23 protein-coding genes are annotated in these 25,286 nt (G+C 59.2%); 5 read left to right on the top strand and 18 right to left on the bottom strand.

Annotated elements, in window-relative coordinates:
* Positions 1-421: 421 nt before the first annotated feature.
* The 17 genes from ACOYW2_RS08410 to ACOYW2_RS08330 form a co-directional block, all read right to left on the bottom strand.
* Positions 422-1,255 (bottom strand): alpha/beta hydrolase, encoded by an 834-nt coding sequence (locus tag ACOYW2_RS08410; protein WP_482770100.1) that lies wholly within the window; start codon positions 1,253-1,255, stop codon positions 422-424.
* A 129-nt stretch (positions 1,256-1,384) separates the two neighbouring features.
* Entirely contained in the window at positions 1,385-2,968 is a 1,584-nt protein-coding gene (locus tag ACOYW2_RS08405; protein ID WP_482770099.1) for an FmdE family protein, read from the bottom strand.
* Positions 2,969-3,091: 123 nt separating this feature from the next.
* Positions 3,092-5,431, bottom strand: coding sequence for a molybdopterin-dependent oxidoreductase (locus ACOYW2_RS08400; RefSeq protein ID WP_482770098.1), 2,340 nt, complete (start codon positions 5,429-5,431; stop codon positions 3,092-3,094).
* A gap of 446 nt (positions 5,432-5,877) precedes the next feature.
* Positions 5,878-7,050: a thiolase family protein gene (locus tag ACOYW2_RS08395; RefSeq protein ID WP_482416665.1), complete on the bottom strand. Its 1,173-nt coding sequence runs from the start codon at positions 7,048-7,050 to the stop codon at positions 5,878-5,880.
* Positions 7,051-7,136: 86 nt separating this feature from the next.
* Positions 7,137-9,068: a 3-hydroxyacyl-CoA dehydrogenase/enoyl-CoA hydratase family protein gene (locus tag ACOYW2_RS08390; RefSeq protein ID WP_482770097.1), complete on the bottom strand. Its 1,932-nt coding sequence runs from the start codon at positions 9,066-9,068 to the stop codon at positions 7,137-7,139.
* Positions 8,995-9,546 carry a 3-hydroxyacyl-CoA dehydrogenase NAD-binding domain-containing protein gene (locus ACOYW2_RS08385; RefSeq protein ID WP_482770096.1) on the bottom strand — a complete coding sequence of 184 codons (552 nt, stop codon included), beginning with the start codon at positions 9,544-9,546 and terminating at the stop codon, positions 8,995-8,997. Before ACOYW2_RS08385 ends, ACOYW2_RS08390 begins: the two co-directional genes overlap by 74 nt.
* Before the next feature lie 308 nt (positions 9,547-9,854).
* Positions 9,855-10,619, bottom strand: coding sequence for a LytR/AlgR family response regulator transcription factor (locus ACOYW2_RS08380; protein WP_482416667.1), 765 nt, complete (start codon positions 10,617-10,619; stop codon positions 9,855-9,857).
* 8 nt (positions 10,620-10,627) lie between these two features.
* Positions 10,628-11,671: a sensor histidine kinase gene (locus ACOYW2_RS08375; RefSeq protein WP_482770095.1), complete on the bottom strand. Its 1,044-nt coding sequence runs from the start codon at positions 11,669-11,671 to the stop codon at positions 10,628-10,630.
* A 242-nt stretch (positions 11,672-11,913) separates the two neighbouring features.
* Complete coding sequence (locus tag ACOYW2_RS08370; protein WP_180141041.1) at positions 11,914-12,684, bottom strand: enoyl-CoA hydratase/isomerase family protein; 771 nt, start codon at positions 12,682-12,684, stop codon at positions 11,914-11,916.
* A gap of 178 nt (positions 12,685-12,862) precedes the next feature.
* A complete protein-coding gene (locus ACOYW2_RS08365) occupies positions 12,863-13,147 on the bottom strand; it encodes a hypothetical protein (RefSeq protein ID WP_482416669.1) in 285 nt (94 codons plus the stop codon).
* Positions 13,144-14,661: an ATP-binding response regulator gene (locus tag ACOYW2_RS08360; RefSeq protein WP_482770094.1), complete on the bottom strand. Its 1,518-nt coding sequence runs from the start codon at positions 14,659-14,661 to the stop codon at positions 13,144-13,146. The genes ACOYW2_RS08365 and ACOYW2_RS08360 overlap by 4 nt, the downstream gene beginning before the upstream one ends.
* Positions 14,658-15,992 carry a two-component system sensor histidine kinase NtrB gene (locus ACOYW2_RS08355; RefSeq protein WP_482770093.1) on the bottom strand — a complete coding sequence of 445 codons (1,335 nt, stop codon included), beginning with the start codon at positions 15,990-15,992 and terminating at the stop codon, positions 14,658-14,660. Before ACOYW2_RS08355 ends, ACOYW2_RS08360 begins: the two co-directional genes overlap by 4 nt.
* 237 nt (positions 15,993-16,229) lie before the next feature.
* Positions 16,230-17,156 carry a methylenetetrahydrofolate reductase gene (locus tag ACOYW2_RS08350; RefSeq protein ID WP_180141035.1) on the bottom strand — a complete coding sequence of 309 codons (927 nt, stop codon included), beginning with the start codon at positions 17,154-17,156 and terminating at the stop codon, positions 16,230-16,232.
* A gap of 77 nt (positions 17,157-17,233) precedes the next feature.
* A complete protein-coding gene (locus tag ACOYW2_RS08345; protein ID WP_482416673.1) occupies positions 17,234-17,632 on the bottom strand; it encodes a 4Fe-4S dicluster domain-containing protein in 399 nt (132 codons plus the stop codon).
* Positions 17,633-17,667: 35 nt separating this feature from the next.
* A complete protein-coding gene (locus tag ACOYW2_RS08340; RefSeq protein WP_482422514.1) occupies positions 17,668-18,303 on the bottom strand; it encodes a hypothetical protein in 636 nt (211 codons plus the stop codon).
* A gap of 138 nt (positions 18,304-18,441) precedes the next feature.
* Entirely contained in the window at positions 18,442-19,113 is a 672-nt protein-coding gene (locus tag ACOYW2_RS08335) for a methylenetetrahydrofolate reductase C-terminal domain-containing protein (protein ID WP_482770092.1), read from the bottom strand.
* Between the two features lie 104 nt (positions 19,114-19,217).
* Entirely contained in the window at positions 19,218-19,640 is a 423-nt protein-coding gene (locus tag ACOYW2_RS08330; protein WP_482770091.1) for a cytochrome c3 family protein, read from the bottom strand.
* Between the two features lie 1,166 nt (positions 19,641-20,806).
* Here ACOYW2_RS08330 and ACOYW2_RS08325 point away from each other — a divergent pair.
* The 5 genes from ACOYW2_RS08325 (at position 20,807) to ACOYW2_RS08305 (ending at position 24,646) form a co-directional block, all read left to right on the top strand.
* Positions 20,807-21,409 carry a penicillin-binding protein activator LpoB gene (locus ACOYW2_RS08325; protein WP_482770090.1) on the top strand — a complete coding sequence of 201 codons (603 nt, stop codon included), beginning with the start codon at positions 20,807-20,809 and terminating at the stop codon, positions 21,407-21,409.
* A gap of 149 nt (positions 21,410-21,558) precedes the next feature.
* Positions 21,559-22,863 (top strand): COG3014 family protein, encoded by a 1,305-nt coding sequence (locus ACOYW2_RS08320; protein ID WP_482770089.1) that lies wholly within the window; start codon positions 21,559-21,561, stop codon positions 22,861-22,863.
* Between the two features lie 215 nt (positions 22,864-23,078).
* Positions 23,079-23,225 (top strand): hypothetical protein, encoded by a 147-nt coding sequence (locus tag ACOYW2_RS08315; RefSeq protein ID WP_482770088.1) that lies wholly within the window; start codon positions 23,079-23,081, stop codon positions 23,223-23,225.
* Between the two features lie 120 nt (positions 23,226-23,345).
* Positions 23,346-24,113 carry a hypothetical protein gene (locus ACOYW2_RS08310; RefSeq protein WP_482770087.1) on the top strand — a complete coding sequence of 256 codons (768 nt, stop codon included), beginning with the start codon at positions 23,346-23,348 and terminating at the stop codon, positions 24,111-24,113.
* A 110-nt stretch (positions 24,114-24,223) separates the two neighbouring features.
* Entirely contained in the window at positions 24,224-24,646 is a 423-nt protein-coding gene (locus ACOYW2_RS08305) for a DUF3783 domain-containing protein (protein ID WP_482422508.1), read from the top strand.
* A 78-nt stretch (positions 24,647-24,724) separates the two neighbouring features.
* Here the strand turns inward: ACOYW2_RS08305 and ACOYW2_RS08300 are convergent, their stop codons facing one another.
* Entirely contained in the window at positions 24,725-25,282 is a 558-nt protein-coding gene (locus tag ACOYW2_RS08300) for a GNAT family N-acetyltransferase (RefSeq protein ID WP_482422507.1), read from the bottom strand.
* Positions 25,283-25,286 lie beyond the last annotated feature (4 nt).

Raw genomic sequence — 25,286 nt, 5'->3', positions numbered from 1 at the left:
CGAGGAGCAGAGCATCCCATGATCAGCCCCTTAGGCACACTGAGCAATCGGTATTGCCATGCAATCGGACACGGTCCGCCTGAACCGGCGCCCGCACAATAAAGTGGGGAGCCAAACGCTTTGTTGATGATTTATCGGGAATACATTCGTGCTGATCGCAGGGATACGATCCAGCCATGGAAATGGCTACAGAAAGAGGTATCGGACAATGGAATGGACAGAACCAGAAAGACGTTGCCGGTCATCCCCCCAAATGGAGAGGGAGTCCATGGCGGCTTGATGGAAACCTACCCGCGGGTGTGGCAGCATTCCACACGACATCCCGCAGGTAAAAAAAGGGGTAAAACAAACCAACACGGCCTTCACTAATACTCTGTAAATATACGCAATACATCGCCATTATTCAAGCGATAAAACCTATTCACAGGAAACCGGCCGCCGGAATCGCCATCCGATGTGCGGTCTCCGACCACACGGCCGACCACGCACCTGAGAAGTAATGATCCCCGGCATCAGGGACCTCAACGGCGGTCAGCCTTTCCGAACACCCGTCGAGGGTTTCCCTGTGGGGATACCAGTTGTCCCGAGCCGGGAAAAAAATGGTCACATCAGCTTCCCGGCATTCCAGCTCTGGCATGGCATCGACCCCGGGGATAAAAAGCTCACGGAGGAAACTGCCCATGGGAAAAGAGCCGTTGCCCCCGTTTAAGACATGCTCCAAGTTGTGTGCATGCCAATACTTAGGGTCCAGCCAGGCAGTGTCGGCTAGGATGCGTTTGAAATGGGCAGGATCGGCGGCAAGACGGGAGGTTACGAAGACAAACTCCCCGATGGTCCCGGTCTCGTACATGTAAAACAGGGACCTGCGGGAATTGAGCACCGGAGCCGTAAAGAAAAATTCTTTCACCGAGAGGCCGGCAGCCGAGGCCTTGAGCCATGCGGCACAGGCGCCGGAGTGCCCCATGGCGGTGAGGGGCAGCCCGGAAAGATCAAAACGGTCCAGGAGGCGCTTCAAATCCTCCCCTGCCGTTTCAACGGAAAGATACCCCGTGGACCCGCCATGGCCTCGCGGGTTGTAGAAAAGCACATGCCAACCCGCTGACGCAAAGGTCTCCACGGGCATGGCATACATGCGGCAATCGCCCCCCATGCAGGGCCAGAGCACAACACATCCTTTGGGCTGCGGCGTGCTGCAGGGGCTCCATGCGGCCTCTATGGTCACGCCGCCGGGCATGGGATGGTGGGTCCAGGTCATGTTCATGTCAATACGTGAAGAGCATCAGAAAAAAGAAGGCGTTCAGCCATAGCGTCTGTCATCATTATAATGCAGACGCCCCACGGGTCGATTTACGGCCGATTCGGTAACGGCTTGACGACTCTCTGGTTATGCGCCGACAAGCAGCCCGCCAACCCCCATGGCGTACACATCCTCGGGCGTGACGTCCATGCCGGCCAAAAGCCGCGGCAGCACCAGATCAAATGCTGTCTTTTCCGAGGCCAGCGCCCCTGCGGGGACTCCCACCACGGCGGTATCCCCCAGGCTCCCAAGGAGCGTCATGGCCCCAGGGAGAACGGGAGACCGTGAAGAGGTGACGGTGACGCCCGCCTTTTCCAGGCCACGCTGGGTGACATCGTCAGGGTCCACGGAAAGTCCGCCCGTGGTGATGATGAGTTTGATCCCCTCCCCTGCCATACGGGTCACCTCGGCGGCGAGCCGGGCAGGCTCATCGGGCACAAAGGCAGACGCGGCAACACCGGCCCCGTAGGTTCCGAGGATGGACTCCACGTAGGGAAGGAACCCGTCCTTTATGCGGCCTTCGTAGACCTCGGTGCCTGTGACAATGACCCCTGCCTCACGGATGATGTAGGGAGCCACATGAAATAGCGGCGTATGGGCAAGGGCCATGCACCGGGCAAACTCGGGCCGAGACAGAAACAGGGGAACGGCCCGGGTCCCGGCAAGGAGCTGTCCCCCGGAAACAGGCGTGCATGAAGGGAGGGTGGACAGAATCACGTTGGCCATGGAGTTGAGCCTGTTGACCCGCTGGGTATCGACATAGAACAGGCCGTCATGCGCCGCACGGAACTCCACTTTTCCCTCTTTGGGCGGCCCGGCAACCACCGCCCCCTCCCCGCCCAGGGTATCGCCGAAGGCAATGGCCACATCGTCTTCGTGGACAAGGCTCTCCCGATGATTCTGCTCTTCGAGGTAGACCCTGTTTTTTCCCATGCGCTTCAGGACCTCCACGTCGGCATCGGTGATGCGCTGTCCCTTGACGATGGCCGGCCCTTTTTGCTTACGCGGTACGATGAGGGTCATGTCGTGGAGGGCGTGGCCGCCCACGGCCTCTTCCAGGGCAGTGGAGGTCAGGGTCACCTCATCTTCGGTGCTGCGGACATAAAGGGTCGCTTCCCCGGAACAGGCCGGACAGATCTCGGCCCGGTCAACAGAGCGGAACCCCTCGCCGCAAAGGGAGCAGCGGTGGATATGGCTCACGTGCTTTTTCTTGCCGCCCAGAAACGAGGGGTCCAGGGAAACAGGCTCACAGGTAAACAGGGAGATGCCCCCTTCCCTGATCTCATTCATCAACGCAGGGGTGTCCTGCTCTCTTTTGGGCACCAGCTTGAGCAGCCAGGCCTTAAACTGGGGCCACTGATCCAGGATATCGTAATCGGGGGCCACCCGCACACCCTTGCCGGTATGCTTGTCGTAAAGCGAAAGGGCGAAACGCCCGGTGGGGACAATCTTGAGCCATCCGTTGCCGATGGTGCAGGGGGTGAGGAGCTGAACCGCGTCCGGAATACAGGCCCGGGTCTCGCTCACCGCATCGTAGAGCCCGCCGTCCGGCAGGCGGGACAAAGCCAGCTCCACCATAAAGCCGCCGGCCACCATCCCCGGGGCCACATGACCGTGAAATGCCTTCACCTCATCCACATACCCGTCAAACGAATACCCACGAATTGTCATAAAAAACCTCTCATCAGAACAGGAATTAGAATCATCCACAGAGTCACCAAGGTAGGCCAGAGACATAAAAAAGCATCTTTTGTATACTACCTACCTCGTACAGACTCAAGGCCAGATTTTTTCCTACACAGCCTCCACCCTGCAAGGCACGTAGCGGTGCAGGGGTGTTGCGGCAAAGGAATCCCTGTGGGTATTCTTGGTGAGGCGGTTGACATTCACACCAAAGGCCTCTCCGTTGTGCACAAGGCCGAACCCATGGGGAATGGCCACCTGGCCTTCGCGCATGTGGTCGGTGATCTCCAGTTCAATCACCTCGGAGGCCGCCTCGGTGGTGATCGTCACCATCTGGCCGTCCGTCAGGTTGAACCGCTCAGCATCCGCCGGATGCATGGCCAGCGTGCAGGGGCGCCTTCCCTCGTTCCAGGCGGGATCGCGCATGAGGGTGTTGCTGTTGTTTGAGGTGTGCCGCCCGGCCATGAGCACAAGGGGGGCCTCCTTCGTTCTTTCAAGGGCTGCGGCCTCGGCCTCGGGGGTGACGGTCTTCACCCACGAATCCATTTCCGGGACATGGAGATGCATCTTCCCGTCAGGGTGCCGGATCTCGGCCAGATTCCCGTCCAGATCCATCTTGCCCACCCACAGGCCGCCGGGGTGATCGACAATGGCCTGGAACACCGCCTCACTCTGGGCAATCTGCGGGGTCAGAAGGGCCACCGGGGCCAAGGCGCGATACCGCACCATGCCTGCAAGGGCCTTTGCGAAATTGACAGGGTTCAAGGCGGTCTGCCAGGCTTTGGGCAGGCCAAACCCGGCCCGGGCCGCGTTCTTCCGGTTGGTCTTGGGCATGGCCAGGGTGATCCCCCAGAGGGCCGCCAGGTTGGCTGAACCCAGCTCTTTCCCTAAGGTTTTGGCCAGCACAAAGGGGAGCACCTTCATGGCTTTATTGTTTTTGGAAGCAAAACTGAACAGAGCCGCGGCAAAGGTTTTCCGGTCTTTTTTGGCCGCCTTGTACACATAGGCAGGGATCTCGGGAATGTACCCGGCAGCCTCGGCGATGCCGGTGTAGATCTCCCCAACCTCCTTGGGGTCCCCCTTGGCCGTCACCACGGGGGGACGCATCTGAAAATAGACTTCCGGATAGTTCCAGGGAAAAAAGGTGCCATCGTAGGACTCGTAACCGCTCTTGGCCGGAAGCACGTAATGGGCCAGCTCGGCCGTCTCCGTCATGGCAAGCTCCGAGACCACCAGCAGGTCGAGCTTTTTGAAAGCCTCTTCGTAGGCCGTGGTGTCCGCATAGCTCCTCAGGGGGTTGGACCCGGAACAGAGCACCGCCCGGAGTCGCTCGGGATGATCCGAAAGGATCTCCTCGGGCATGACGTTGGGAGGGTAGGCCCCATTCAAAGCGGGGAACCCGGTCTCCACGGTGCGCCAGTTCTTTTCGTCCCGCTCGTCGGTGTGGCTGCCCAAAGGCACGATGGTACCCGGAATGACGTTGCCGCCTGCCACCCCGCATCGGCCGCACACAGCCGCCAGGAGCATGTAAAGGTAGCTGGTGAGGGTGCTGTGGCGGTTCATGTAAACCCCCAGGTCAAAGTGCATGCACCACTTCAGGGTCGCCAGTTTTTCGCACAGGGCAAGGACATCATCATAGGAGACCTCGCACACGGCAAGGGCCCCGTTGATATCGAATCCGCGGAACCAGGGCTCGATGTCGGCAAAACCTGTGCAATACGCATCAAGGTAATCGCGTTTTTCCCATCCCTTCTCCAGAATGATGGCTATCATGGCCCTGGCCAGCAGGGCATCGGTGCCGGGCCGCACCGGGATATGCAGGTTGGCAACCCGGGCTGTCTCGGATTTCCGGGGATCGATAATGGCCAAAAACTTGTCCGGGTTCTTTGAAAACTCCTTCAGCACCAGAGGAGCCCTGGGCATCTGGTGACTCTCCATGCCGTTCCAGCCGATGCCCAGGATCATCTCTGCATGATGCTCATCGGGAATAGCAAAACGGTTCTGGCGCCCCATCATGCGACCGCAGGCCCAAAAATATCCGGTGAGCTCCTGGCCCAGGGCGTTGTAGGAAAACTTGGAACCCACAGCCTTCATGAGGGTCATGCCGAAGGCCGCCTCAAAATGGCAGCCCTGCCCCCCTCCCCCCATGTACGCGTAAGACTTTGGCCCATGCTCGTCCACGATCCCCCGGAGCCTGGAGCCGATCTCGGAAAACGCCTGCTCCCAGGAGATCTCCTGAAACCCGTTTTCTGTGCGCTTCAGGGGCTGGGTCAACCGCCCCTCGTGGTTCTGGTGAAAGGCCACGTTGGCACCCTTCCGGCACATGTACCCCCGGCTCCTCACGTTCTCCTTGTCGGCACGGACCTTCACAATGCGATGCCCCTCGGTCTGCACCTCAAGCCCGCAGTTCTGCGCACACAACACACACCCCGTCTTCTTCCACTCGCCCATCTCTCTCTCCTTAGCCCTTAGCCCTTAGCCCTTAGCCCTTAGCCCTTAGCCTATTTTATTACACATGCGTAATACACAATCAAAAAAAAGAGCATCCGACAAGTAAAAACAGCGTCCAGACACCTCACCGGCATCGGTTTATGAGCAAAGCACGTGCATTGGAAGCAAACCCAAGCCCTCTCCAACCGCAGGGAATCATAGAACCTTGAGCAAAAAAACGGACCGAAGCACCATGTTAAGAAAAATCCACATACACACAGAAGGGAATCAGGCTTTTGAATATATGCGCGGAAGGAATCCGTGATGTTTCCTGTCCATGGCGTTCCGGTCCCTTGCCAGACCGGGCTTCGGTCTTAAGGAACCAAAAAGATGCGGAAAGAGGTGTCCGGCCCCTTTCCGCATCTTCGTAGAAGCCCTTTCATGCCCGCCGAGGCGGACACAACAGTCTAGACAAGTTCAAACACACCGGCAGCGCCCATGCCGCCTCCGATGCACATGGAGACAATGCCGCGCTTGGCCCCCACCCGCTTCATGTTGGCCAGCAGGGTGGCGGTGAGCTTGGCGCCGGTGCAGCCCAGGGGGTGGCCCAGGGCAATGGCGCCGCCGTTGAGGTTGATCTTGGATTCGTCGAGGCCCAGCTCCTTGATGCAGTGAAGGGACTGGGTGGCAAAGGCCTCGTTGAGCTCAATGACGTCGATGTCGTCCAGGGTGAAGCCGGTCTGCTCCAGAACCTTGGGAATGGCGTACTTGGGGCCGACCCCCATCTCATCGGACTTGCACCCGGCAACGGCGTAGCCCACGAGCCTGGCCAGGGGTTTCAAGCCGAACTTTTCGCAGGCCTCCTTGCTGGCAAGGAGGGTGGCGGCAGCGCCGTCCGTGGTCTGGGAAGAGTTGGCCGCCGTGGCCACCCCACCGGCCTTGAAGGGGCTGTTCAAACGGGCGATGCCCTCTACAGTGGTACCGGCACGGACACCATCGTCTTTGTCCACGATGAACTCTTTCTTCTCATAGGTCCCGTTTTCGCCAAGCACAAAGTTGTAGGCCGGGGTGGGGACGATCTCAGTGAACCACCCTTCCTCCTGGGCCTTGGCAGCCTTGGATACAGACCGTACGGCAAACTCGTCACACTCCTGTCGGGTGATGCCGTAACGATCGGCCACGTTCTCGGCCGTCACGCCCATGGAGATGTACATCTCGGGATTGGTGGCGGCAAACTCGGCGTGGGGGCGCGGTTTGTTGCCCCCCATGGGAACGTAGGTCATGGACTCGATACCGGCCCCCAGGGTCACCTCGGACCACCCGGCGGCGATGCGTAAATGGGCCAGGGCGATGGCCTCGATGCCCGAGGAACAGAACCGGTTGACGGTGGCCCCGGAGACCGACTCGGGGAATCCGGCCATCTGGTTGGCCACGCGGCCGATGTTGAGCCCCTGCTCCGCTTCGGGAAAGGCGCACCCGCACATGACGTCGTCGATCTCCTTGGGGTCGACGCCGGCCCTCTCCACACAGGCCTTCATGATAAAGGAGAGGAGGTCTTCGGGACGGGTCTCCTTGAACTGCCCTCTCTTGTTTTTGCATCCGGGGGTTCGTACGGATTCAACGATATAAACTTCGCGCATATGTCACTCCTTACCTGGTGTCGTTTTTTTTCATCTACTTGGTCGCTTCACGCAGGCTGCGCTTAAAGCGCACGCCAAGGGTCCCCTTAGTTGCGCAGGGGAGCGCCTTTCTTGAGCATGTGCTCGATACGGGCGATGGTTTTTTCTTCCTGGGCAAAGTCGATAAAGGCTTCCCGCTCCAGCTTGTACATGACGTCTTCGTCGATGGCCGTGCCCTCCTTGACGGAGCCGCCGGAGATGACCGTTGCGATGCGGGTGGCGATGAGAGCGTCGTGCTCGCTCAGGAAACCGCCCTTCAGCATGTTGTAGATCTGGGCGTGGATCATGCCGGTACCGGCCTCACCCATAACGGGAACGGGCTTCTTCACGGGCGGTGCGTACCCGGCATCCACCATGGCCAGGACCTCTTTTTTGGCCTCGCCGATGAGCAGGTCGCGGTTCATGACGATGCGGTCTGCCCAGGGATGCATGTGGCCGAGGCTGAAGGACTGTTTGGCGCTCATGGAGTACTTGGCCATGCCGATGGCCATGAAGACCGGCACGAAAAGTTTGGAGAGATCCGTGTCTTTCTGAACGGGATCGGGCAGGGCAAAAACAAACTTCTTCCAGAGGTTGGTGCAACCGCCGCCTGCGGGCAGGAGCCCCACGCCCATCTCCACGAGGCCCATCATGAGGTCTGCGGCACCCACGATCTTGTCGGCCGCGCCGATGCACACCTCGCAGCCACCGCCCAGAGTCATGCCGTAGGGAGCCGCCACCACCGGAACGTTGGCATACCGGATCTCCTTGATGCCGTTCTGGGCCAGGGTGAGAAACTCGTCCATTTCCGCGAATTTCTTGCCTTTGCAAAGCCCCAGGACGTAGTCGAGGTCGGCACCGGCGGAAAAAGCCCCGGGCATGCCGCCGGCCTGGTTGCCGATGACGATGCCTGCCGCGTTCTCCTGGGCAAACTCCTTGATTTCACCCATGAACTCGATGATCTCACGGTTCAGGGCGTTCATCTTGGTGGTGAACTCCACACAGAAGACGTCGTCGCCGATGTCCACCAGGGAGACGGACGGGCAGCTCTTGACCACCTTGCCGTCGGCCTTGCAGGTGGCAAGGGAAAGGGCCGTTTCGCTGAGCTTCACGGGCTGGTAGCTCTCGGTGGCAAAGTCGTAGAAATACTGGCGCCCGTTTTCCACCTTGTAGAAGGAGTCGTTGCCTGCGGCCAGCATGGCCTTGACCTTCTCAGGAACGGGCAGGCCGTCTTTTTCCATACGGGCAACGGACTCTTTGACACCCACCAGGTCCCAGGTCTCAAAGGGGCCGGTTTCAACGGCGTAGCCCCACTTCATGGCGTTGTCGATCTCCACCACGGAGGCGGCAATCTCCGGGATCCGGTTGGCGGCGTAGATGAGGCCGTTGGCCGAGCAGTCCCAGGCAAACTTAGCGCCCTTGTCGTCGCCGTAAACAACGGCTTTGATCTTTTCAGCAGGGGTGGACGCTGCCTTGGCCGCGGTGAGGCAGGGAAAGTCAGCCTTGACGAATTCTACGTACTCGCAGGTGGCCGGATCGAGCATCAGCTTGACCTTTTTGCCGTCGGCGTTCTTCTCTTTCTTGAAGAAGCCGCCCCTGGTCTTGTTCCCCAGCCAGCCCTTCTCCACCATGGTGGTGACGAACTCGGGGAGCACGTGGGTCTGACGCTCTTCGTCGTCGGGGCAGAGGTCATAGGAGTTTTCCATGACATGGGCCATGGTATCCAGGCCCACCAGGTCGGCGGTGCCGAAGATGGCGCTGGAGGGCCGGCCCATGGCCGGACCGAACAGGGCGTCCACCTCGGCCAGCGTCAACCCCTGCTTCACCACCTCCTGCATGATCTTGCCCATGCCCTGGATGCCGATGCGGTTGCCGATGAAGTTGGGGGTGTCCTTGGCCCAGACAATGCCTTTGCCAAGGTTGATCTCACCGAAACGCTCCATAAAGCGGAGCACCTCGGGGGCGGTCTCTTCCCCGGGGATCAGCTCCAGAAGATGCATCCAGCGAACGGGGTTGGAACCGGTGCCGAGAAAGTCGGTCTTGAACTCGGGGCTCAGGCCCTGGCTGATCGCCTTGAGGGATGCCCGAGGTGTTGGAGCTCACGATGCAGGAGGGCTTTCGGATGCCCTCGATGCGCTTGAAAAGCTCCTGCTTGATCTTCAGGTTCTCCACGACCACTTCACAAATCCAGTCGCAATCAGCCAGTTTGTCGAAGTCGTCGGTGAGGTTACCGATCTCGATGAGCCCTGCGTCTTTCTTGTTGTAGAAAAGCGGGGGCTGAGCCGCCAGGGCACCGTCCATGCCCGCCTTGACAATGCGGTTACGGGCTGCGGGATCGTTTTTCTCTTCATCCGAAAGGTCAAAGGGAACGATGTCCAGGAGCAGGACCTTCACCCCGGCACCGGCGAGGAGTGCGGCAATTCCGCCGCCCATGATACCAGAACCGATAACCGCAGCTTTACTGATCTTTCTAACCATAAATCCCTCCTACGTGTATATTTTGTTGACAATCATGATAGGCGAGTAAAAACAGTTCACACGGTTTTTGGATCCTACGGAGGGAGAGAAGGGGCTGGGAAATGGAAAGCGACGAATGGTCGTATACTCTGACAGCCGACTGTATATTATGACAAACGATGTTTATCATGCAGCCACAATGAATTTACATTCACCGTTATTCATTTGGAAAAACAAACCAACTTCGGCGCATTGTCATAGAGAAGGAAAGAAACAGATCCATTGCGCGGCACCTCTTTAAAGCAGTGCCGAATCAGGAGAGGCCCCTGCTACATCTGCTTGAATAAGTGGGAATAGCTGCGACTGACGGTGAGGATTTCTGAAGAGCCCTTCAGCTTGACGGCAAGGCGGCCGGTGAGGGAGTGACTGATCTTGTCGATGCACCCGGCATTGATGATGGTGCCGCGATGAATGCGCCAGAAGGTCTCGGGATCCAGCTCCTCGCTCAACTCCTTGATGGGCTTTTTGATAAGGGACTCCCCTTCGGCGGTGAGCACGGAGGTGTATTTGGCGCTGGACTTGAAGTAGATCACGTCATTGACATAAATCAGGCGGATGCTGTCCCGATGCTGGGCCTTGATCCACTTCAGGCAGGGTGCGGGGGCCGACCGGCCCACGGCCCGGATCACCTCTTCGATGGCCGCCGTGAGTTCGGCAGGGGGCGGCGTCTTGGCCACCCGTTTTTTCAGGCGGGTGACGGTTTTTTCCAGGCGGGCATTGGTGACGGGCTTTAGAAGGTAATCCATGGCCCCGCTTTCAAAGGCATCCACCGCATACTGATTAAAGGCCGTGATGAACACCACCCGGGTGGAGCCACCGCACCGCGCCGCCACCTCCATGCCGGTGAGGCCGGGCATCTTGATGTCGAGAAAGGCAATATCCGGGGCGTGGGCTTCGATGAGCGCAAGGGCGTCCCGGCCGTTTCCGGCCCTGCCGCAGATCTTCAGCTCCGGCCAGATCCGGGAAAGCATGGACTCCAGATAGATGACGAGCTGCTCCTCGTCGTCTGCGATGATGGCTTTAACCTGTCCCATGGGGCACCTCAATGGTGGCCAGAAATCCGTTGGGCCTGTTCCCCCAGGCGAAGGCTGGCCTTGCCGTCGTAGAGGGTGTCGAGCCGTTCCTTGATATTGGTAAGACCCACTCCCCAGTGGCTGCCTTCGTGGAACCCCAGGCCGGAATCGGCCACGTCGATGCGCAGGGCCCCCGGGCGATGCGAGGCGGTGACACGGATATCCCCCCCTTCGATGCGTGGCTCCAGACCGTGCCGGACGGCGTTTTCCACCAGGGGCTGAATCAGCATGGGGGGAAAGGGGATGCACCTCAGGGAATCGGGGACGTCAATCTCGTAGGAGAGCCGTTCCCCCATCCTGATCTTGAAGATGTCCAGATACGCCCGGATCATCTCCATCTCCTGGCCGATGGTGGCCATCTCCTCCCGGCTCGTGCACAGGGAGATGCGCAGGTAGGCAATGAGATCGCTGATCATCACCTTGCCACGGTCCACATCGGTGTCCAGAAGGCTCAATATATTGGAGAGGGTGTTGAAGAGAAAGTGGGGTTCGATCTGAGCCTGGAGCATGCGCAGGTTGGTCTCCACCACCTTTTTCTCGATGGTGAGGCGCTTGATCTTCTCCCGCTGGATCCGCTCCCCCGCCTGCCTGATCTTTTCCTGGGAGTTGAGGATAAACCGGAACAGGGAGCCGCCCATGACGGTTAAGATCACCACCTGGACGATGAGTTCGCTCCTCTCCGGGAGGTAGAAAAACAGATCCTTTCCCGAAAAAAACGCCCCCAGGATGATGCCGGTGCAGGCACCGGCCGCCATGGCAAGGGCAGCCCCAGTCATCTGAGCCAGGGGGCCCTTCCACCGGAGGCACACCAGGGCGGTGAAGGTAAAGGCGAAGGCACAGGTCCCCACGCACTGCCCGATGATGAAATTGGTGGCAAAGCCCTCCCCAAACCCCATCATGGTGCTGAGCATCACGATGACGGTCACCGTGAGCACAGCCGACACATACTTACGCGCTATGAGCCTTGCGTGGTCACGCAACACAAACGCCTTTCCGGGTTCAACCTCACGCATCTCGCACCTTGATGTCGGGCCCGGGAAAAAACGGTCGGTCAGGCAATGGGCGGCCAGCCCCTGTGAAGGCCATGGCGCCATGCCAAAGGCAGGTGACAGCGACCCGTTGCCCGGCATGGCGAGGGCTTCGAAGCCCTCGCCTTGAGTCAATCTTGTCTATTCCCATCCGTGTGGCAGAGGGCAGCGGAAAAAATCACGGCGCCTGCAAGGGGTGCCCATGTTTTCCCCGCCGTCCCCAGGAATCAGTTCTTGCCGTCCATCATGGACTGAACGAATTCAAGGGTGCCGCGCACTTCCGGCTTGGTGAAGATGTCGAAACCGGCTCGCCAGGGCTCGCTGGCCAGGCGGCTGCGGATGCTGTCGGCGGTGTCCTGACGCATCATCTTCTTCATGACCAGGAAGGGCCGGTTGGGGGTGTCGATCCAGGAGGTGACGATCTGCTTGGCGCGTTCCACCAGCTGATCCTCTTCCACGATCTCGTCCACCATGCCGATCTCAAGGGCCTTCTCCACGCCCACCATCTCACCGAAGAACATGACGTTGCGGTAGGTGCGGTCGTCGTTGAGACCAAAGCGGACCACGTGGTACTGGGCAATGGACAGGGGCAGGCCGATCTTGATCTCGCTCATGCCCATGCGAATCTTGGGATGGTTCTTGACCAGGCGGTAGTCGGCGGCAAAGGACCAGATGAGGCCGGCGGCGGCGCAGTGGCCGTTGATGGCGGAGACCACGGGCTTTTCGCAGGTGAAGAAATTGGTGAGAAGCTCCTCCTCCTCCTCGAACCAGGCCACGGCCTCTTCGTGGGACTGAAACCCGATGAAATCGGGGAGGTGGAACCCGCTGGAGAAAAAGCGGCCATCCCCGGTCAGGACAATGCCCTTCAAGGCGTCATCTTCGTTGACCTTTTTGACGATGGCATCCATCTGGCGCAGGGTGTCAAGGGTAATGGAGTTGGTGGCACCATGGGACAGGGTGATAATGACAATTCCGTCTTCGACTCTTTCCTTAATCATAATTCCCTCCGAAACGACCAATGGTCACAAAATACACAAAAATACCTACATAAACACACAGAACTTTGTTCACCTGCCGCCTGTCGTTTTTTTACAGGCGGCAAAAAATGGATATACCCGACTTGCCCTGAAAAGTCCATCCCGCATTTCGGAAAGCGCTGGCTGTGAGACGGACGTCTCAGGGATTCCGGAGAGAGCCCGCATGGGCCATTTTCATGTAACGCTGCCTCTGATACATCGCTTTTCGTCTGACCTGGTCCACAAACATGGATCGGCGTTCCCTGCCGGGTTCCTCCACCACCATCCGCTCAATTTCCATGGAGAGGCTGTGCAACTCCCCGAGCACCGAAGGGTCTGTGGTGGGAAGCTCTCGCATGAGTCGCTCCATGCGGGTGGCGGCCCGCCCCAACTCAGTGATATAGCCCTCAACGTTTTCGTTTCTAAAGGGGTTTTTAGGGTTCATGCATCCTCTGCAGCAACCTGGTATTTGTCTGGAAGCGTGACGGTAAAGGTGCTGCCCACTCCCGGCCGGCTCGTCACCTCCACGGCCCCGGCAAGTCCGTCCACCAGCTGGCGGACAATGGAAAGCCCGAGCCCCGTCCCTACGATAAACCGCCTTTTATCATCTTTGATGCGGTAAAACTTGTCAAAAATCTTTTCCAGGTGCTTTTCTTCGATGCCGAAGCCGTCGTCGGTGACGGCCACGCAAAGCCCGCCTCCCTCCGGCACGGACACGGACACCGTCACATGGCCCCCGCTGCCCGTGTACTTGATGGCGTTGGTGATAAGGTTGCCGTAGATACTCTCAAGGGCCGTGGGGTCAGCGAAAAGCACGGGCAACTCTTCTTCGGGGAGGGCAAGGGTCAGGGAAACCCCCTGCGCCTGGGCACGGGCCCTTAAAAAGTCCACCATGGAGGTGAGAAGACCCGCGGGTTCCACCTCACGGGGGTGGGTAAACTCGGCCCCTCCTTCGATGCGCTGAAGGTCCAGGAGATCGCCGATGAGGGAGATCAACGCCCCTGCCTTGTCCCGGGCCCTGCGCACCATGCCCCGGTTCTCCTCCCCCAGGGCCGCCCCAGCCTCCTCGTCCACCATACTGAGCTGCTCACAGATGGCCGTCAGGGGAGAGCGCAGTTCATGGGAGACCTTGGAGACAAACTCGGACTTCATCTGGTCAAAGGTCTTGAGATCGGTGATGTCTGTGAGGGTCACCACGGCCCCCAGGCACTCCCCCTCGGCCGAGAGCACATGCTGGCCCCGGGCAAGGAAAAAACCTTTGTCCGCCACCTGGAGCTCGCACGAGGGAATCTTGCCGTCGGTCATGAACACCCCGGTGGAGATGCTGTTGATCCAGAGGCAGAACTCGGCCTCCTCGATATAGCGTGAGATGTGATCCGGGGACCTCAAGGGCGCCCCCCCGGCAAAGAGGCGCTGGAACACCGAATTCATCAGCACCACCATGCCGAAGGCATTGGTCACCACCACCCCGTTGGGCAGAGATTCCAGAATCGCCGCCACCCGGCTCTGCTCCGTCCCCAGGTCCGCCAGGGTGCGTTCCCGCTCCCGTTTGAGTTCTTCGGCCCGCCGCACCACCCGGATATGGGCCAGGGCACGACCGGCCACCAGGCGCAGCTGCTCGGGCTCGAAGGGCTTGGCGATAAAGTCGTAGGCCCCGCTCTTCATGGCCATGATGGCAGACTCCACCGTGGCAAACCCGGTCATGATGATCACCAGGCAGGCCGGAGCCGTCTCCCGGATCACGGCCAGCACCTCCATGCCGTCCATGCCCGGCATCTTCAGATCCAGGAAGACCACCCTGGGGGCCTCCGCGCCCAGGATCTCAAGGCCATTACCACCGTCCGCCGCCGTGTACACCTCGCACCCCACCTTGGCAAGCGAACGCCGACACCCTTCCCGGATGTCCTCCTCATCATCGATGATCAAGACCTTGACGGCATCTTCATCCATGGTCTTCATGGCTCCCCTTGTGGCGGGCTGCAGGGAATCTCCACATGGAAGGTTGCCCCGTTGCCTTCGTTGTTGGACGCGGTAATGCTTCCCCCATGGCTCTCAACAATCCCGTATGCCAGGCTCAACCCCAGGCCCGTGCCCTCACCGGCCGCCTTGGTGGTGAAAAAAGGCTCAAAAATCCGTTCGAGAAGCTCCCCGGGAATGCCGGAACCCGTGTCGGACACCTCGGCGAACACGCGGCCGTTTTCGGCCACGCCGCTTTTCACCGTGAGGGTGCCTTCGTTGTCCATGGCATCGGCGGCATTCAAGATGATGTTCATGAACAGGTGATTCATCTGCTGGCCGTCGGCCAGCACCTGGGGAAGGGAGGGGTCCAGCTCCGAAACGATCTCGATGTTCTGGAAGATGGTCTGGCTCTCCAGGAGGTAGAGGGTCCGCCTGATGGCCCGGTTGATGTCCAGGGGGGCCATCTCCCGCCGGGTCTGCCGGGCAAATTCGAGGAGTTCCCGCACGGTGTCCCGACACCGGCCTGCGTCGCGCAGGATCCGGTTCACATCCTGCCGGGCTTCCTCGGGAAGGTCGTACTCCTCCAGGAGAAGCCGGGCAAAGAGCAGGATGCCCCCCAAGGGGTTGTTGATCTGGTGGGCCACCCCTGCGGCAAGCTTCCCCAGGGAGGCCATCTTTTCGGCCTGGAGGAGCTGGAGCTGGGTCCCTTTCAGCTCGGCCTCCATGCGCAGAACCTCGCGCATGTCCCGGAAAAACCCGATGGTGGCCACCTCCCTGCCCTCTTCGTAGACAATGGCCGCATCAAGGTTGATGGGCACACGCGCCCCGTCCTTGTTCATTCCGTCCACCGGAAGGGCCTTGACCATGCCCGGCCCGCCGTATTCCGTGCCGCGCATCTTCTTCATGATCTCCTCGGCCACACCCGGTGGGTAGACCTTGCGGATGTTCATGCCGTCCAGGGCTTCGGAAACGGGAAACCCGCAGATGTCCGAGGCCGCATCGTTGAAGATCACGATGTGCCCCTGCATGTCGGCGGCGATGACCCCGTCCACGGCGCTGTTGATGAGGTTCTTCAAAAACGCGTTGGAACGCATGAGGTCCTCTTCCATCTCCTCAAAGGAAGAGACATCGTAGTCCAGCAGCACCACATAGGCCACCTCATCCCCGCTGTAGAGGGGGTAGGCATAGTGGCAGGCCTCATGGACCGCCTTGCCGTCCACCGCATCCACCTTCCGAACCGCGCGCATGCCCGTGCGGAAGACCTCCACGGCAAGGCAGGGACTGCAGGGCAGGTCCCGCCGGTAGAGAAGCTCATGGCGGCCGGCGCTCATGCCGTCCGGCGGAGGCCCGGCCTGAAGTTGGTGGCGATCACCCGAAGATCCTGCGAAACCAGCATGAGGTTTCGCTTCTTCTCCTCAATGGCCCGTATGGTTCCATCTCGTTTGTCCGGATACACAGTGAGTCGGCTCCATCAAAAAAAAGGCCGCGTACAACGGTCTTCCTATTGCATCGCGGCCTTATCATTTATTCCGGTGGTTGTCTGGACACTCACATCATGCACACACCCGCTACTCGACGACAGGCCTGGGAAGCACACCGGCGCGTTCGGCAATCTCCGGCACCCTGTGTTCCCACTCGATGGCCATGAGGTGCACGCCATCCACGCCCTTCATCTCCTTGAACTCCTCGATCTGCTCGCAGGCAATCTTGATGCCCTCTTCGGCCACCTTGCCCTTGCCCGCACCCTGGAGCCGCTTGATGAGCTCGTCGGGAACTTCGATGCCAGGCACCTTGTTCTTCATGTATTTGGCCATACCCACGCTCTTCATGGGGGTAATACCGGCCAGGATGTGTACCTTTTCGGTGAGGCCCATGTCCACGGCCTGCTTCACCCACTCCCGCATCTTGTCCATGTTGTAGACACACTGGGTCTGGACAAAGTCGACCCCGGCCTCCACCTTCTTGGCCAGGCGGTGGACCCGCCACTCAAAGGGGTCGGCAAAGGGGTTGGCCGCGGCGCCGATGAACATCTTCGGGGGCACGTCGATCTCCTCGCCGGAGAGGAAGGTGCCTTCATCGCGCATGGTCTTCACCGTGTTGATGAGCTGAATGGAATCGATATCAAAGACCCCCTTGGCGTTGGGGTGGTCCCCGAACATCTGGTGGTCGCCGGTGAGGCAGAGCATGTTGCGGATTCCCATGGCCGACGCCCCTAAGACATCGGCCTGGATGGCCAGGCGGTTACGGTCGCGGCAGACCATCTGGTAGTTGGGTTCCAGACCCATCTCGTTGACCAGCAGCGCGGCGGCCCAGCTGGACATACGGACCATGGCGGTCTGGTTATCGGTGATGTTCACAGAATCCACATGGCCGACCAGGTGCTGGGCTTTCTCCTTGACATGCTCGACATTGGAACCGCGTGGGGGACCCAGCTCGCCGGTGAATGCAAAGTGTCCTGCTGCGAGAATTTTTTCAAGATTGCTTCCTGATTTCATATCGGCACATTCCTTCGCTGTGTGTTACGTTTCCATGGCCTCGCACAAGAATAGATCAAGCCATATCGACGTGTCTGTTAACCCGCGTGTTTCTGCTCTTTCTCAAAATCTGGAAAGACGCCCTGCTCGCGACAGATGGTGCGGGCAAAGGCGAGCATTTCCGGGATGTCGATGCCGAAGGGACAGTAGCAGCGCGTGCAGAGCACACACCGTTCCCACACCACATCGCGGATATCCTGCAGGGTAGCCCGGTCCACCATCCCCTTTTTCTTGTACAGCACCCCGATGGAGTTGATGAACTTGTAGGAGGGCATGTAGGTGGGATCCTTGTCCCTGGCGTTGAAGAGAAAGCAGCTCTCGGCGCAGAGGGTGCAATGGGCACAAGCGGCCAGGGAAAGCTTCATCTTCGCCTTTCTGCTGTCGAGCCGTTTCTTGATCAGGTCGGTATCGACCCCGGCTGTGTTTTTTTTGAACATGTCGACTCTCCGTATGGAAGGGAGCCCTGTGGGGGCTACCAGTTTCTGTTGCCGCTGCCCAGTGCCCACTCACTCCTGACGGTGAAGCGCACCGCAAAGAAGTAGACCATGTGGACAAATTTCGTAAAGGGCGCCAGGATCAGCATGGCCTCACCGGCCAGGATATGCAAAACGATCATCAGCTTGTAATCGAGTACCTGGTGGTAGGCGAGAAACCCCGTAATGAAGGGCGCCGTGGCCAGAAGCAGCATCAGGTAATCGTACCCGCTGGTGATGATCCGCACCCGGGGCAAAAAGAGCCTGCGGTAGAGAAAAAAGGCGCCGCAGAGCAGGAAGACCACAGTGAGAATATCCGATGTTCGCTCGCTGAGGGAGAACAGGGAGAACCCGATGGCCCGCTCGATGAGGATGTTGTGCCCCAGAAGGGTCAGCGGCACAGCCACAAGACAGAAGTGAAACACCGTGGTGACGATGATCATTCCCGGGCTCGTCTTAAAAATGGAGAGCTTCAGGGCATGGAAAAATCCCCCTGCCCCGGCAGGCGGCACCTCGGCCGCCAGGCCGGCCGGACGCTTCAGCTTCGGATCCTCGACCGAGCGGGAGAGGGAGAGAAACCGAACCACCTGCCAGATGATGCCAGCGAAGAAGATCGCAATGGAAATCCAGACCATCGGACCCCTTATAAAATCATACATGAGAGCCCCACTTTCCTTTTCAATGGGTTGACGTCTGCGTGAAAAGGGACGCCCTTTTCACCGGTGCCCGGAGCCGATGACACGCATCGGGTAAAGGCCCCGTGCAACAAGGCATCACTTGTAATAGCGTTTCTCGTACTTGGGCTGGACCACGGTGCGCTGCATCTGGTTCTGCCACTGCATCACCTGCTGGAGCTTCAGGATATCGTCCAGACGGTCCTGGGCCTTGAGCCGCTCATAGATGTCCAGCCATGCACAGGGAATCTCCTGGCTCACCTCGCACATGCCGTTGTTGGTGCCCCCGCAGGGCCCGTTGAACAGCCCCTTGGCGCATCGGGTCACCGGGCAGATACCACCGGTGTAGGCCAGCACGCACTCACCGCAGGCCCGGCACTTCTCTTCGTACATGCCCAGGCTCCGGTCCACCCCGATGAACATGGTGTTGACCGCCGGGAACACCGGCTTGTCCGGGTAGCGCTCGGCCATGAGCTGCACCCCGGCCCCGCAGGCCATGGAGAGTATGCAGTCGTAGCCGTCGGCAATGTCGTCGAGTTCCTGCATCAGATCCATGTTGCACTGACGTTCCACCGTGTAGTTGCCTAACTGTTTGGAGGTGCCGCTCCCCTTGAGCGTCAGCTCAAGCTCGGCATTAAGTTCGTAAACTTCCCGCTGCCCTCCGGCCAGACACACCGATACGCAACCGCCGCACCCCACGGTCAACACCTTGCCGTACGGGGATATGGCATCTGCGATCTCTTCCAACGGTTTTCTCTTGGCTTTAACCACGGTTCCCTCCCAATTATAAGTTGTCTCAACCCCACCTTGGGATGGGGCTGTCATCTGGCGTGATCCACATACCGACGAAAGAGCCTTCCCGTCGGCATCGTCCGTTATTCAAGCCCTTTTGGCCTCACATGGCACTCGCCGCACATGACCGGCCCGGCTTTTTCCGCCTCATGGCAGGAGATGCACTGGTTGTGATAGGCGTCCATGGGCCCTGTTTTCGCATCGTCGTTGTGGCAGGCGATGCAAGAGACAGCGCTGAGTTCTTCCCGGTTGATGCTGTCGAGTTCCATGGTCTCGTCGGGCTCCGTCTCCATGAGCAGGTCCTCGTCGAGGACATTCTCCCCGTCCTGATAATCGTGATGGCAGGAGAGGCAGTCATCGGCCACATCGAAATGCATCTCATGGGGAAAGGAGACCGCGGGCCTCTGCTTGGTTGCCGCCTCCTGGGCCCCGGCAGACGACGCCACGGTAAACAGGGCCAGCACGGCGAGAATAAAAAGCGACGGTACGCAAGATCGTGTTCTCATTTTATCCATGGGATTGTCACACTCCTCGCAGGTATGGATGATCATAATGATGATGGGAGGAAGCACCCCTTCCAGCCATCACAACCAGGTGTCGTCAAAGGGAAAAACATAGAGAGAGAAAATGCACGGATCGTGTCCTGAATCGCAACGAGCGACGCCGGGCCCGCCATTCGCGTACACCGTTCAGCCTCAAGCACACCTATCAGACACGTGATACTTTCAATACGCAAATTGACTTCTGATGTCAAGTAACTATAAAACTCAACTTTTGATTTCTTCGTAGCCAATTCGGAAATGCCCTCAAAACAAGAAAGAATTTCATATTCATAACATAAACACCACGTAAGGAACACTTGAACCAATAGCTAAACATTTGTCTTCACGGTCCCTTTGCACGCCTCCCGTTCCAGGCGTGGCCCCGGGCCGCCGACCCCGCGCAACAACGGGCAACCCCCTTAAGGCCCGGTGCGAAACGCCGCCCATTATAGACGTCTCCAAAAATTTTACAATCGGACAATTCGCATCCCCTTTGCTCAACACACCGAGCAAAGGGTCACTCTTCCCCCTCCATCCTGTCGCTTTCAAAGCATATATCGACCAAGCTGTTACACAGGGGAAATCCCCCCACGCGATGAAACGCCGTGTGATCTATATCACTCGAAATTCACACAACATTCACGTCACACGGACGACTTTCCGGGAAACCATTTTTCATATTGACATCACTTGATTCCGCTTCCTATAATTTCTAAGTTTGCAGGCGGGGAAACCGCAAGATTGCAACGGGAAGTCCCCCTCGGTACAGAGTGAAAACCGATGGTTATCCGACACACGTCGTCGTCTTCCCCACGGCCTGCACCATGCGTCCCGGGACGTCCCCGGCGACTTGTTTTCATGCAACCGTAAAAAATCGTACCCCGGTCAGGTCACCGGCGTGCCCCGAGATTCGAGACCGCCACACCTTGCGCAACCGGAGTTCAGGCGACCTGATCGAATGATTTTTTACGAAGCCGTCATGTCCGGCACAGAAAAAGGAGAGACCCGTGAACACCGCAACGGCAGGCACCTTGCCTCCTGCCCCTCAAAACAAGCCATGGGTTTGGTGTTGTCTCCCTCCTTTTCCGCGCCCCAACATCCAGACCCAAACTCAAGGAACCTTAAACATTATGAAAAAGAGCGCCCTTCTTGTTGCCTTTGCCCTGCTTGCCCTTACGACGGCATGCCAGACCATGTCCACCCAGCGGGTCGAGACCGACAGCGTCACGGATGTGGGGGACAAATGGAACGACACAGATTCCCGACTTGTTGCCGATGAGATGATCGACGATGTACTCTCCCGGCCCTGGATCAACAAGTTCTACAAAGAGAACAGCGGCGAGAACCCGGTGGTCATCATCGGTTCGGTTAAAAACAAAAGCCACGAACACATCAACGTCAAGACCTTTGTCCGCAACCTGGAGCGGGCCCTGCTCAACTCCGGTCAGGTGGAGTTCGTCGCGAGCCGCGGCGAGCGCGATGAAATTCGCGACGAGCGCCTGGACCAGGCCTCCCATGCCTCGGAAGAAACCGCCAAGTCTGCCGGTCAGGAGATCGGGGCGGATTTCATGCTCAAGGGGGAGCTCAACAGCATCGTCAACAAGGACGGGGGAAAATCAGTTCGTTTCTACCAGGTGGACATGACCCTTATCGACCTGGAGAAGAACAAAAAAGTATGGATCGGGGAAAAGCAGATCAAAAAAGTGATCAAGCAGAGCCGTTTCAAGTTCTGATCTGCCTGCTGCTCCGACATTCCATTGACGACACGCCGCCCGACCCTCCAGTGGAGATCGGGCGGCACTTCGCCTGGTCGGTCTACGGCCGTACCGGCTGCCCGTTCAGACGCTCCGTGTAATGCTCTCATGAGGAAGGTGTGACCCCCATGAAACGATTTGTTCTCCTTGTGGCCCTGCTCATCGCCACAACCGGCTGTGCCCCGAAATTCGACTACGCCAACCTTGACAGCCTTCTCAAGGCAGGTGACTGCGTCGCCTCCAAAGAGATGATCAAAACCAGGCAATCCGACTACGGCAGCCACGCTCAGCTGCTCTATCACCTCGACTGCGCCATGATCTACTATGAGTGCGGCGACCTGAAAAATGCCGCCGCTGAGTTCAGTGAGGCCGATGAGATGGCCCAGGCCCTCTGGACCAAAAGCCTCAGCGCAGGGGCCGCCTCCTACCTGGTCAACGACCTGGTCATCGACTACCCCGGCGAAGATTTTGAGCGAGCCCTCATCAACCTGATGGCCGCCTTCACCTACATCCGGGACGGCAACTACGAAAGCGCCCTTGTGGAGTGCCGAAAACTCAACACCCTTTTGACGGAGTACAACGACCAGTACGAAAAGAAAAACGTCTACAAGGAGGACGCCCTGGGCCGCTACATCAGCGGTATCCTGAGCGAGATGGACGGCGAATACAGTGAAGCCTACATCTACTACTACGAGGCCCTCAGGGCCTACAAAGACTACAACACAGCCTACGGCACCCCCACCCCGCCCTCCCTGTACGCAGACCTGCTTCGCGTGGCGGTTCCCGCAGACCGGCTCAGTGAGGCCAAAAAGCTGACAAAGGGCTTCACCGGCACCACCCCCTCCTACCGGACTGCACGGAAAAAGGGGCGTGTCATCTATGTCCAACTCAACGGAAAGGCCCCGAAGAAGGTGGAGGACAAGATCACCCACATGGCTCCCACGGGCCCCATCTCCATTGCCTTTCCCCGGTATGTCACCTTTCCCAAGGGCTGCACGGACAGCAGCCTGACCCTGAAGGACGACAAGGGCAACACCCTGACATCACCGGCCACCGTGGCTGAAGACATCACCGCCATCGCCGTCAAGAACCTGGACGACAGAAAGACCCGTATCTGGACCAAAACCATTGCCCGCGCCGTGGCCAAACAGGTGGCCGTCCATGCCGCGGCCAAAGAGATCGAAAAAGAGCAGGGCGAGTTTGCCGGTATGCTGGCCCAGCTCGCCGGCCAGGTGGCTGCCAGCGCAACGGAAAAGGCCGACACCCGCTCCTGGCGCACGCTGCCCGGTCAGATCTTCCTGACCAGCCGGTTTGTGGAGCCCGGCGAATACAAGGCCTTTGCCGGCAACTGCTCCGTGGTCGACACCTACCTTGAGACCATCAACGTCAAGGCAGGAGAAACCGTTTTTGTTTTCAACCATACCATGCACTAACCGGCGCTCCGCCCGGGCCCCTGACGCGGGGGCTCCGGGGGAGCCATGATGCCGCTGACCATGCCCGGAGATTTCACGAGCCGAAAGCGCTGAATTACATGGTGCATTATGAACATATTTAAATGCGTCTCACTAACCAGCTGCAATGACATCTTACTTATTTTGGCCTGGTCGTTTTCTCATGAAATATCCGGGCAAGGGAGATACATGACCCCATGAAACAACTGATACCCCTGATACTCGCCGCCTCTCTGGCCCTTTCCGGTTGCGTGGCCTCCTCGCCCACCAAGGCCCGCAGCGGCAGCAGCACCGACGCCCAACGCGAACGGGCCCGGCAAGCCTTCGACGAACTCAACGGGTAAGGAGTTGTCCCCCGGCCCAGACCGCAACGTCCGCACCGCCCCTGCGCCGAGCCCGACAAAACCGGTGGAGACCACCCCGCCACCGCTCATGCGCCCCAGGTCTCCGAGGCCACCCACCTCATGGCCACAGGCTACGGCCAGTCCCGACCCGAATCCGTAAGGCGGGCCAAGGCAGAACTCTCCAACATCTTTGAATCCCGCATTGAAAGCGACATCTCCTCTGTGACCCGGTCTGTCACCGACTCCGGCACGGGGGACACCCTGTACAAAAACGTACAGTCCAAAATCCGTGTGGCTTCGTCGGTTGAGCTGGAAGGTGTGGAGGTAGGCCCCGTCACCAAAGAGGGACGGGAATATGTGGCCGTGGCGGGCCTGGACAGAGCCCGTGCCGCAGAAAAATGGCAGCGGGACATCAACCGGCTCAACGCCCGCATCACCGTGGAAGAAAAAGCCGCAGCAGCAAGCCCCGGAAAGTTGATGCAGCTGAAACACCTCAACGAGGCCATGGACCTGTTCATCCAGCGGGAAGCCCTGGTCAGCCGCCTCCGGGTCATCAACCGGCCGGCACACGGGGCCGGGCACAAAGAGTTTGAAGCCCTTGTCTCCCGACTCCAGGAGGTCAAAACAGACTTCCGGATCAACCTGGAGGTCAATGCCCCCAGCGGTCAGGACCTCACCTCCAAACTGGCCAGGAAGCTCACCGAGGCCGGGTACCTGGTATCAGCCAACGGGCGCAGCGGGGATGTCACCCTGCGCATCGCCCTGTCCCTGTCCCGGGTGGAGCTTAACAACCCCAACTTCAAATTCATGCGGGCGACGGCGGATGTGGCCATCATTTCAGTCCGTGACGGGCACCATGGTGGGAAACTTCAACGAAAACAAGCGTGAAGGCCACCTCACCTATCAGGAGGCCGGCGTCAAGGCTACCCGCAGCCTCGCCGGGGCCCTGTCAAAGAAAATCGTCGCCTATTTTAACTGACCCTCGAAAGGAGAACCCCATGACAGACGGCACCATGCGCCCCATGGATATCGACGACACCCCGATTTACGGTCCCAAGGGCCTGCTGGTCTGCGGCCTTGATACCAAAGCGGCTGACGCCCTTGTGGCCCTTGTACGCACCCTTGGGTGGAGCGATGTCCCCGTTTCCTTTGCAGGACGAAAGGACCTGAAGACGTCTGTTGGATCCCTTTTTGAAGACCACCCGAACAATCGGGAAGACCTGGGCGGAGTGGCCGTGATCATGGCCGGCATCACAGGCAACCAGCTTCAGCAGCTGATGAAAAGCTGGCGGGAACATGCATTTCCGCGACCCCTGTGGGCCACCCTCACAGAGACCAGCGAAACCTGGCCTTTGGGCACCCTGCTCAAGCATCTTGCCGAAGAGCAGCGGGAGATGGCCGAAGCGGCCCGCCGCGGCTGATCCCCAGGGACATTAGGACAAAAAAACCGCTTCGATATCATCGAAGCGGTTTTTTTATGCGTTCATGTGCAGGGATCGTCACCCATGGGTGCCGCAGATGCCCGTGCGGGTCACCGGTTGCACCTTCAGGTCAAAGGCGACCCGATCCACGGAGGCGGTGAACAGATTGGATCCGTAGCAGTCAAACCGCTTATCCGGGCGCATGCCCACCTTGGTGAGTACGGCCACCGAGGCCTTGTTCTCCGGCATGGCCGCCCCGAAGATCCGGGGCAGCTGCAACCCCTGAAAGCCGTAGGTCACAACCCGCATTGCCGCCTCAAAGGCAAGCCCTCGCCCCTGGGCCGACTGGACCAGGCCGTAGCGCAGGTCGATGAAGGGGGTCTCCGTCACATGCTCGAGGCCGCAGTATCCCACGGGCCCCTCCCCGTCCCTCTCCTCCAGCACAAAGGTCCCGAAACCGTGCTGGTCCCAGTGCTCGAGCCGCCGGTCCACATGGAGATGAACCTGTTCCATGGGACAGGGGTAATCCACGGGAAGCCAGCGTGTCAGCTCCCCATCGCTCAAAAAACGCCGCATAAACCGCCGGTCCCGCTCCTCCATGGGGCGAAAGAGCAACCGGGAACTGATCAGATCCATACCC

It is taken from the genome of Desulfoluna sp. CLI2B (genome assembly GCF_056847375.1).
This window is presented reverse-complemented; position numbering and strand designations above follow the sequence as displayed.

Bases quoted from the DNA above. Each gene is read 5' to 3' on its own strand.
- ACOYW2_RS08405 (WP_482770099.1), bottom strand. From the start codon at position 2,968: ATGACAATTCGTGGGTATTCGTTTGACGGGTATGTGGATGAGGTGAAG.
- ACOYW2_RS08390 (WP_482770097.1), bottom strand. From the start codon at position 9,068: ATGCATCTTCTGGAGCTGATCCCCGGGGAAGAGACCGCCCCCGAGGTG.
- ACOYW2_RS08360 (WP_482770094.1), bottom strand. From the start codon at position 14,661: ATGAAGACCATGGATGAAGATGCCGTCAAGGTCTTGATCATCGATGAT.
- ACOYW2_RS08380 (WP_482416667.1), bottom strand. From the start codon at position 10,619: ATGGGACAGGTTAAAGCCATCATCGCAGACGACGAGGAGCAGCTCGTC.
- ACOYW2_RS08325 (WP_482770090.1), top strand. From the start codon at position 20,807: ATGAAAAAGAGCGCCCTTCTTGTTGCCTTTGCCCTGCTTGCCCTTACG.
- ACOYW2_RS08320 (WP_482770089.1), top strand. From the start codon at position 21,559: ATGAAACGATTTGTTCTCCTTGTGGCCCTGCTCATCGCCACAACCGGC.
- ACOYW2_RS08385 (WP_482770096.1), bottom strand. From the start codon at position 9,546: ATGGTTAGAAAGATCAGTAAAGCTGCGGTTATCGGTTCTGGTATCATG.
- ACOYW2_RS08400 (WP_482770098.1), bottom strand. From the start codon at position 5,431: ATGGGCGAGTGGAAGAAGACGGGGTGTGTGTTGTGTGCGCAGAACTGC.
- ACOYW2_RS08330 (WP_482770091.1), bottom strand. From the start codon at position 19,640: ATGAGAACACGATCTTGCGTACCGTCGCTTTTTATTCTCGCCGTGCTG.
- ACOYW2_RS08315 (WP_482770088.1), top strand. From the start codon at position 23,079: ATGAAACAACTGATACCCCTGATACTCGCCGCCTCTCTGGCCCTTTCC.
- ACOYW2_RS08365 (WP_482416669.1), bottom strand. From the start codon at position 13,147: ATGAACCCTAAAAACCCCTTTAGAAACGAAAACGTTGAGGGCTATATC.
- ACOYW2_RS08305 (WP_482422508.1), top strand. From the start codon at position 24,224: ATGACAGACGGCACCATGCGCCCCATGGATATCGACGACACCCCGATT.
- ACOYW2_RS08375 (WP_482770095.1), bottom strand. From the start codon at position 11,671: ATGCGTGAGGTTGAACCCGGAAAGGCGTTTGTGTTGCGTGACCACGCA.
- ACOYW2_RS08370 (WP_180141041.1), bottom strand. From the start codon at position 12,684: ATGATTAAGGAAAGAGTCGAAGACGGAATTGTCATTATCACCCTGTCC.
- ACOYW2_RS08310 (WP_482770087.1), top strand. From the start codon at position 23,346: ATGGCCACAGGCTACGGCCAGTCCCGACCCGAATCCGTAAGGCGGGCC.
- ACOYW2_RS08345 (WP_482416673.1), bottom strand. From the start codon at position 17,632: ATGTTCAAAAAAAACACAGCCGGGGTCGATACCGACCTGATCAAGAAA.
- ACOYW2_RS08395 (WP_482416665.1), bottom strand. From the start codon at position 7,050: ATGCGCGAAGTTTATATCGTTGAATCCGTACGAACCCCCGGATGCAAA.
- ACOYW2_RS08350 (WP_180141035.1), bottom strand. From the start codon at position 17,156: ATGAAATCAGGAAGCAATCTTGAAAAAATTCTCGCAGCAGGACACTTT.
- ACOYW2_RS08355 (WP_482770093.1), bottom strand. From the start codon at position 15,992: ATGAGCGCCGGCCGCCATGAGCTTCTCTACCGGCGGGACCTGCCCTGC.
- ACOYW2_RS08410 (WP_482770100.1), bottom strand. From the start codon at position 1,255: ATGACCTGGACCCACCATCCCATGCCCGGCGGCGTGACCATAGAGGCC.
- ACOYW2_RS08300 (WP_482422507.1), bottom strand. From the start codon at position 25,282: ATGGATCTGATCAGTTCCCGGTTGCTCTTTCGCCCCATGGAGGAGCGG.
- ACOYW2_RS08340 (WP_482422514.1), bottom strand. From the start codon at position 18,303: ATGGTCTGGATTTCCATTGCGATCTTCTTCGCTGGCATCATCTGGCAG.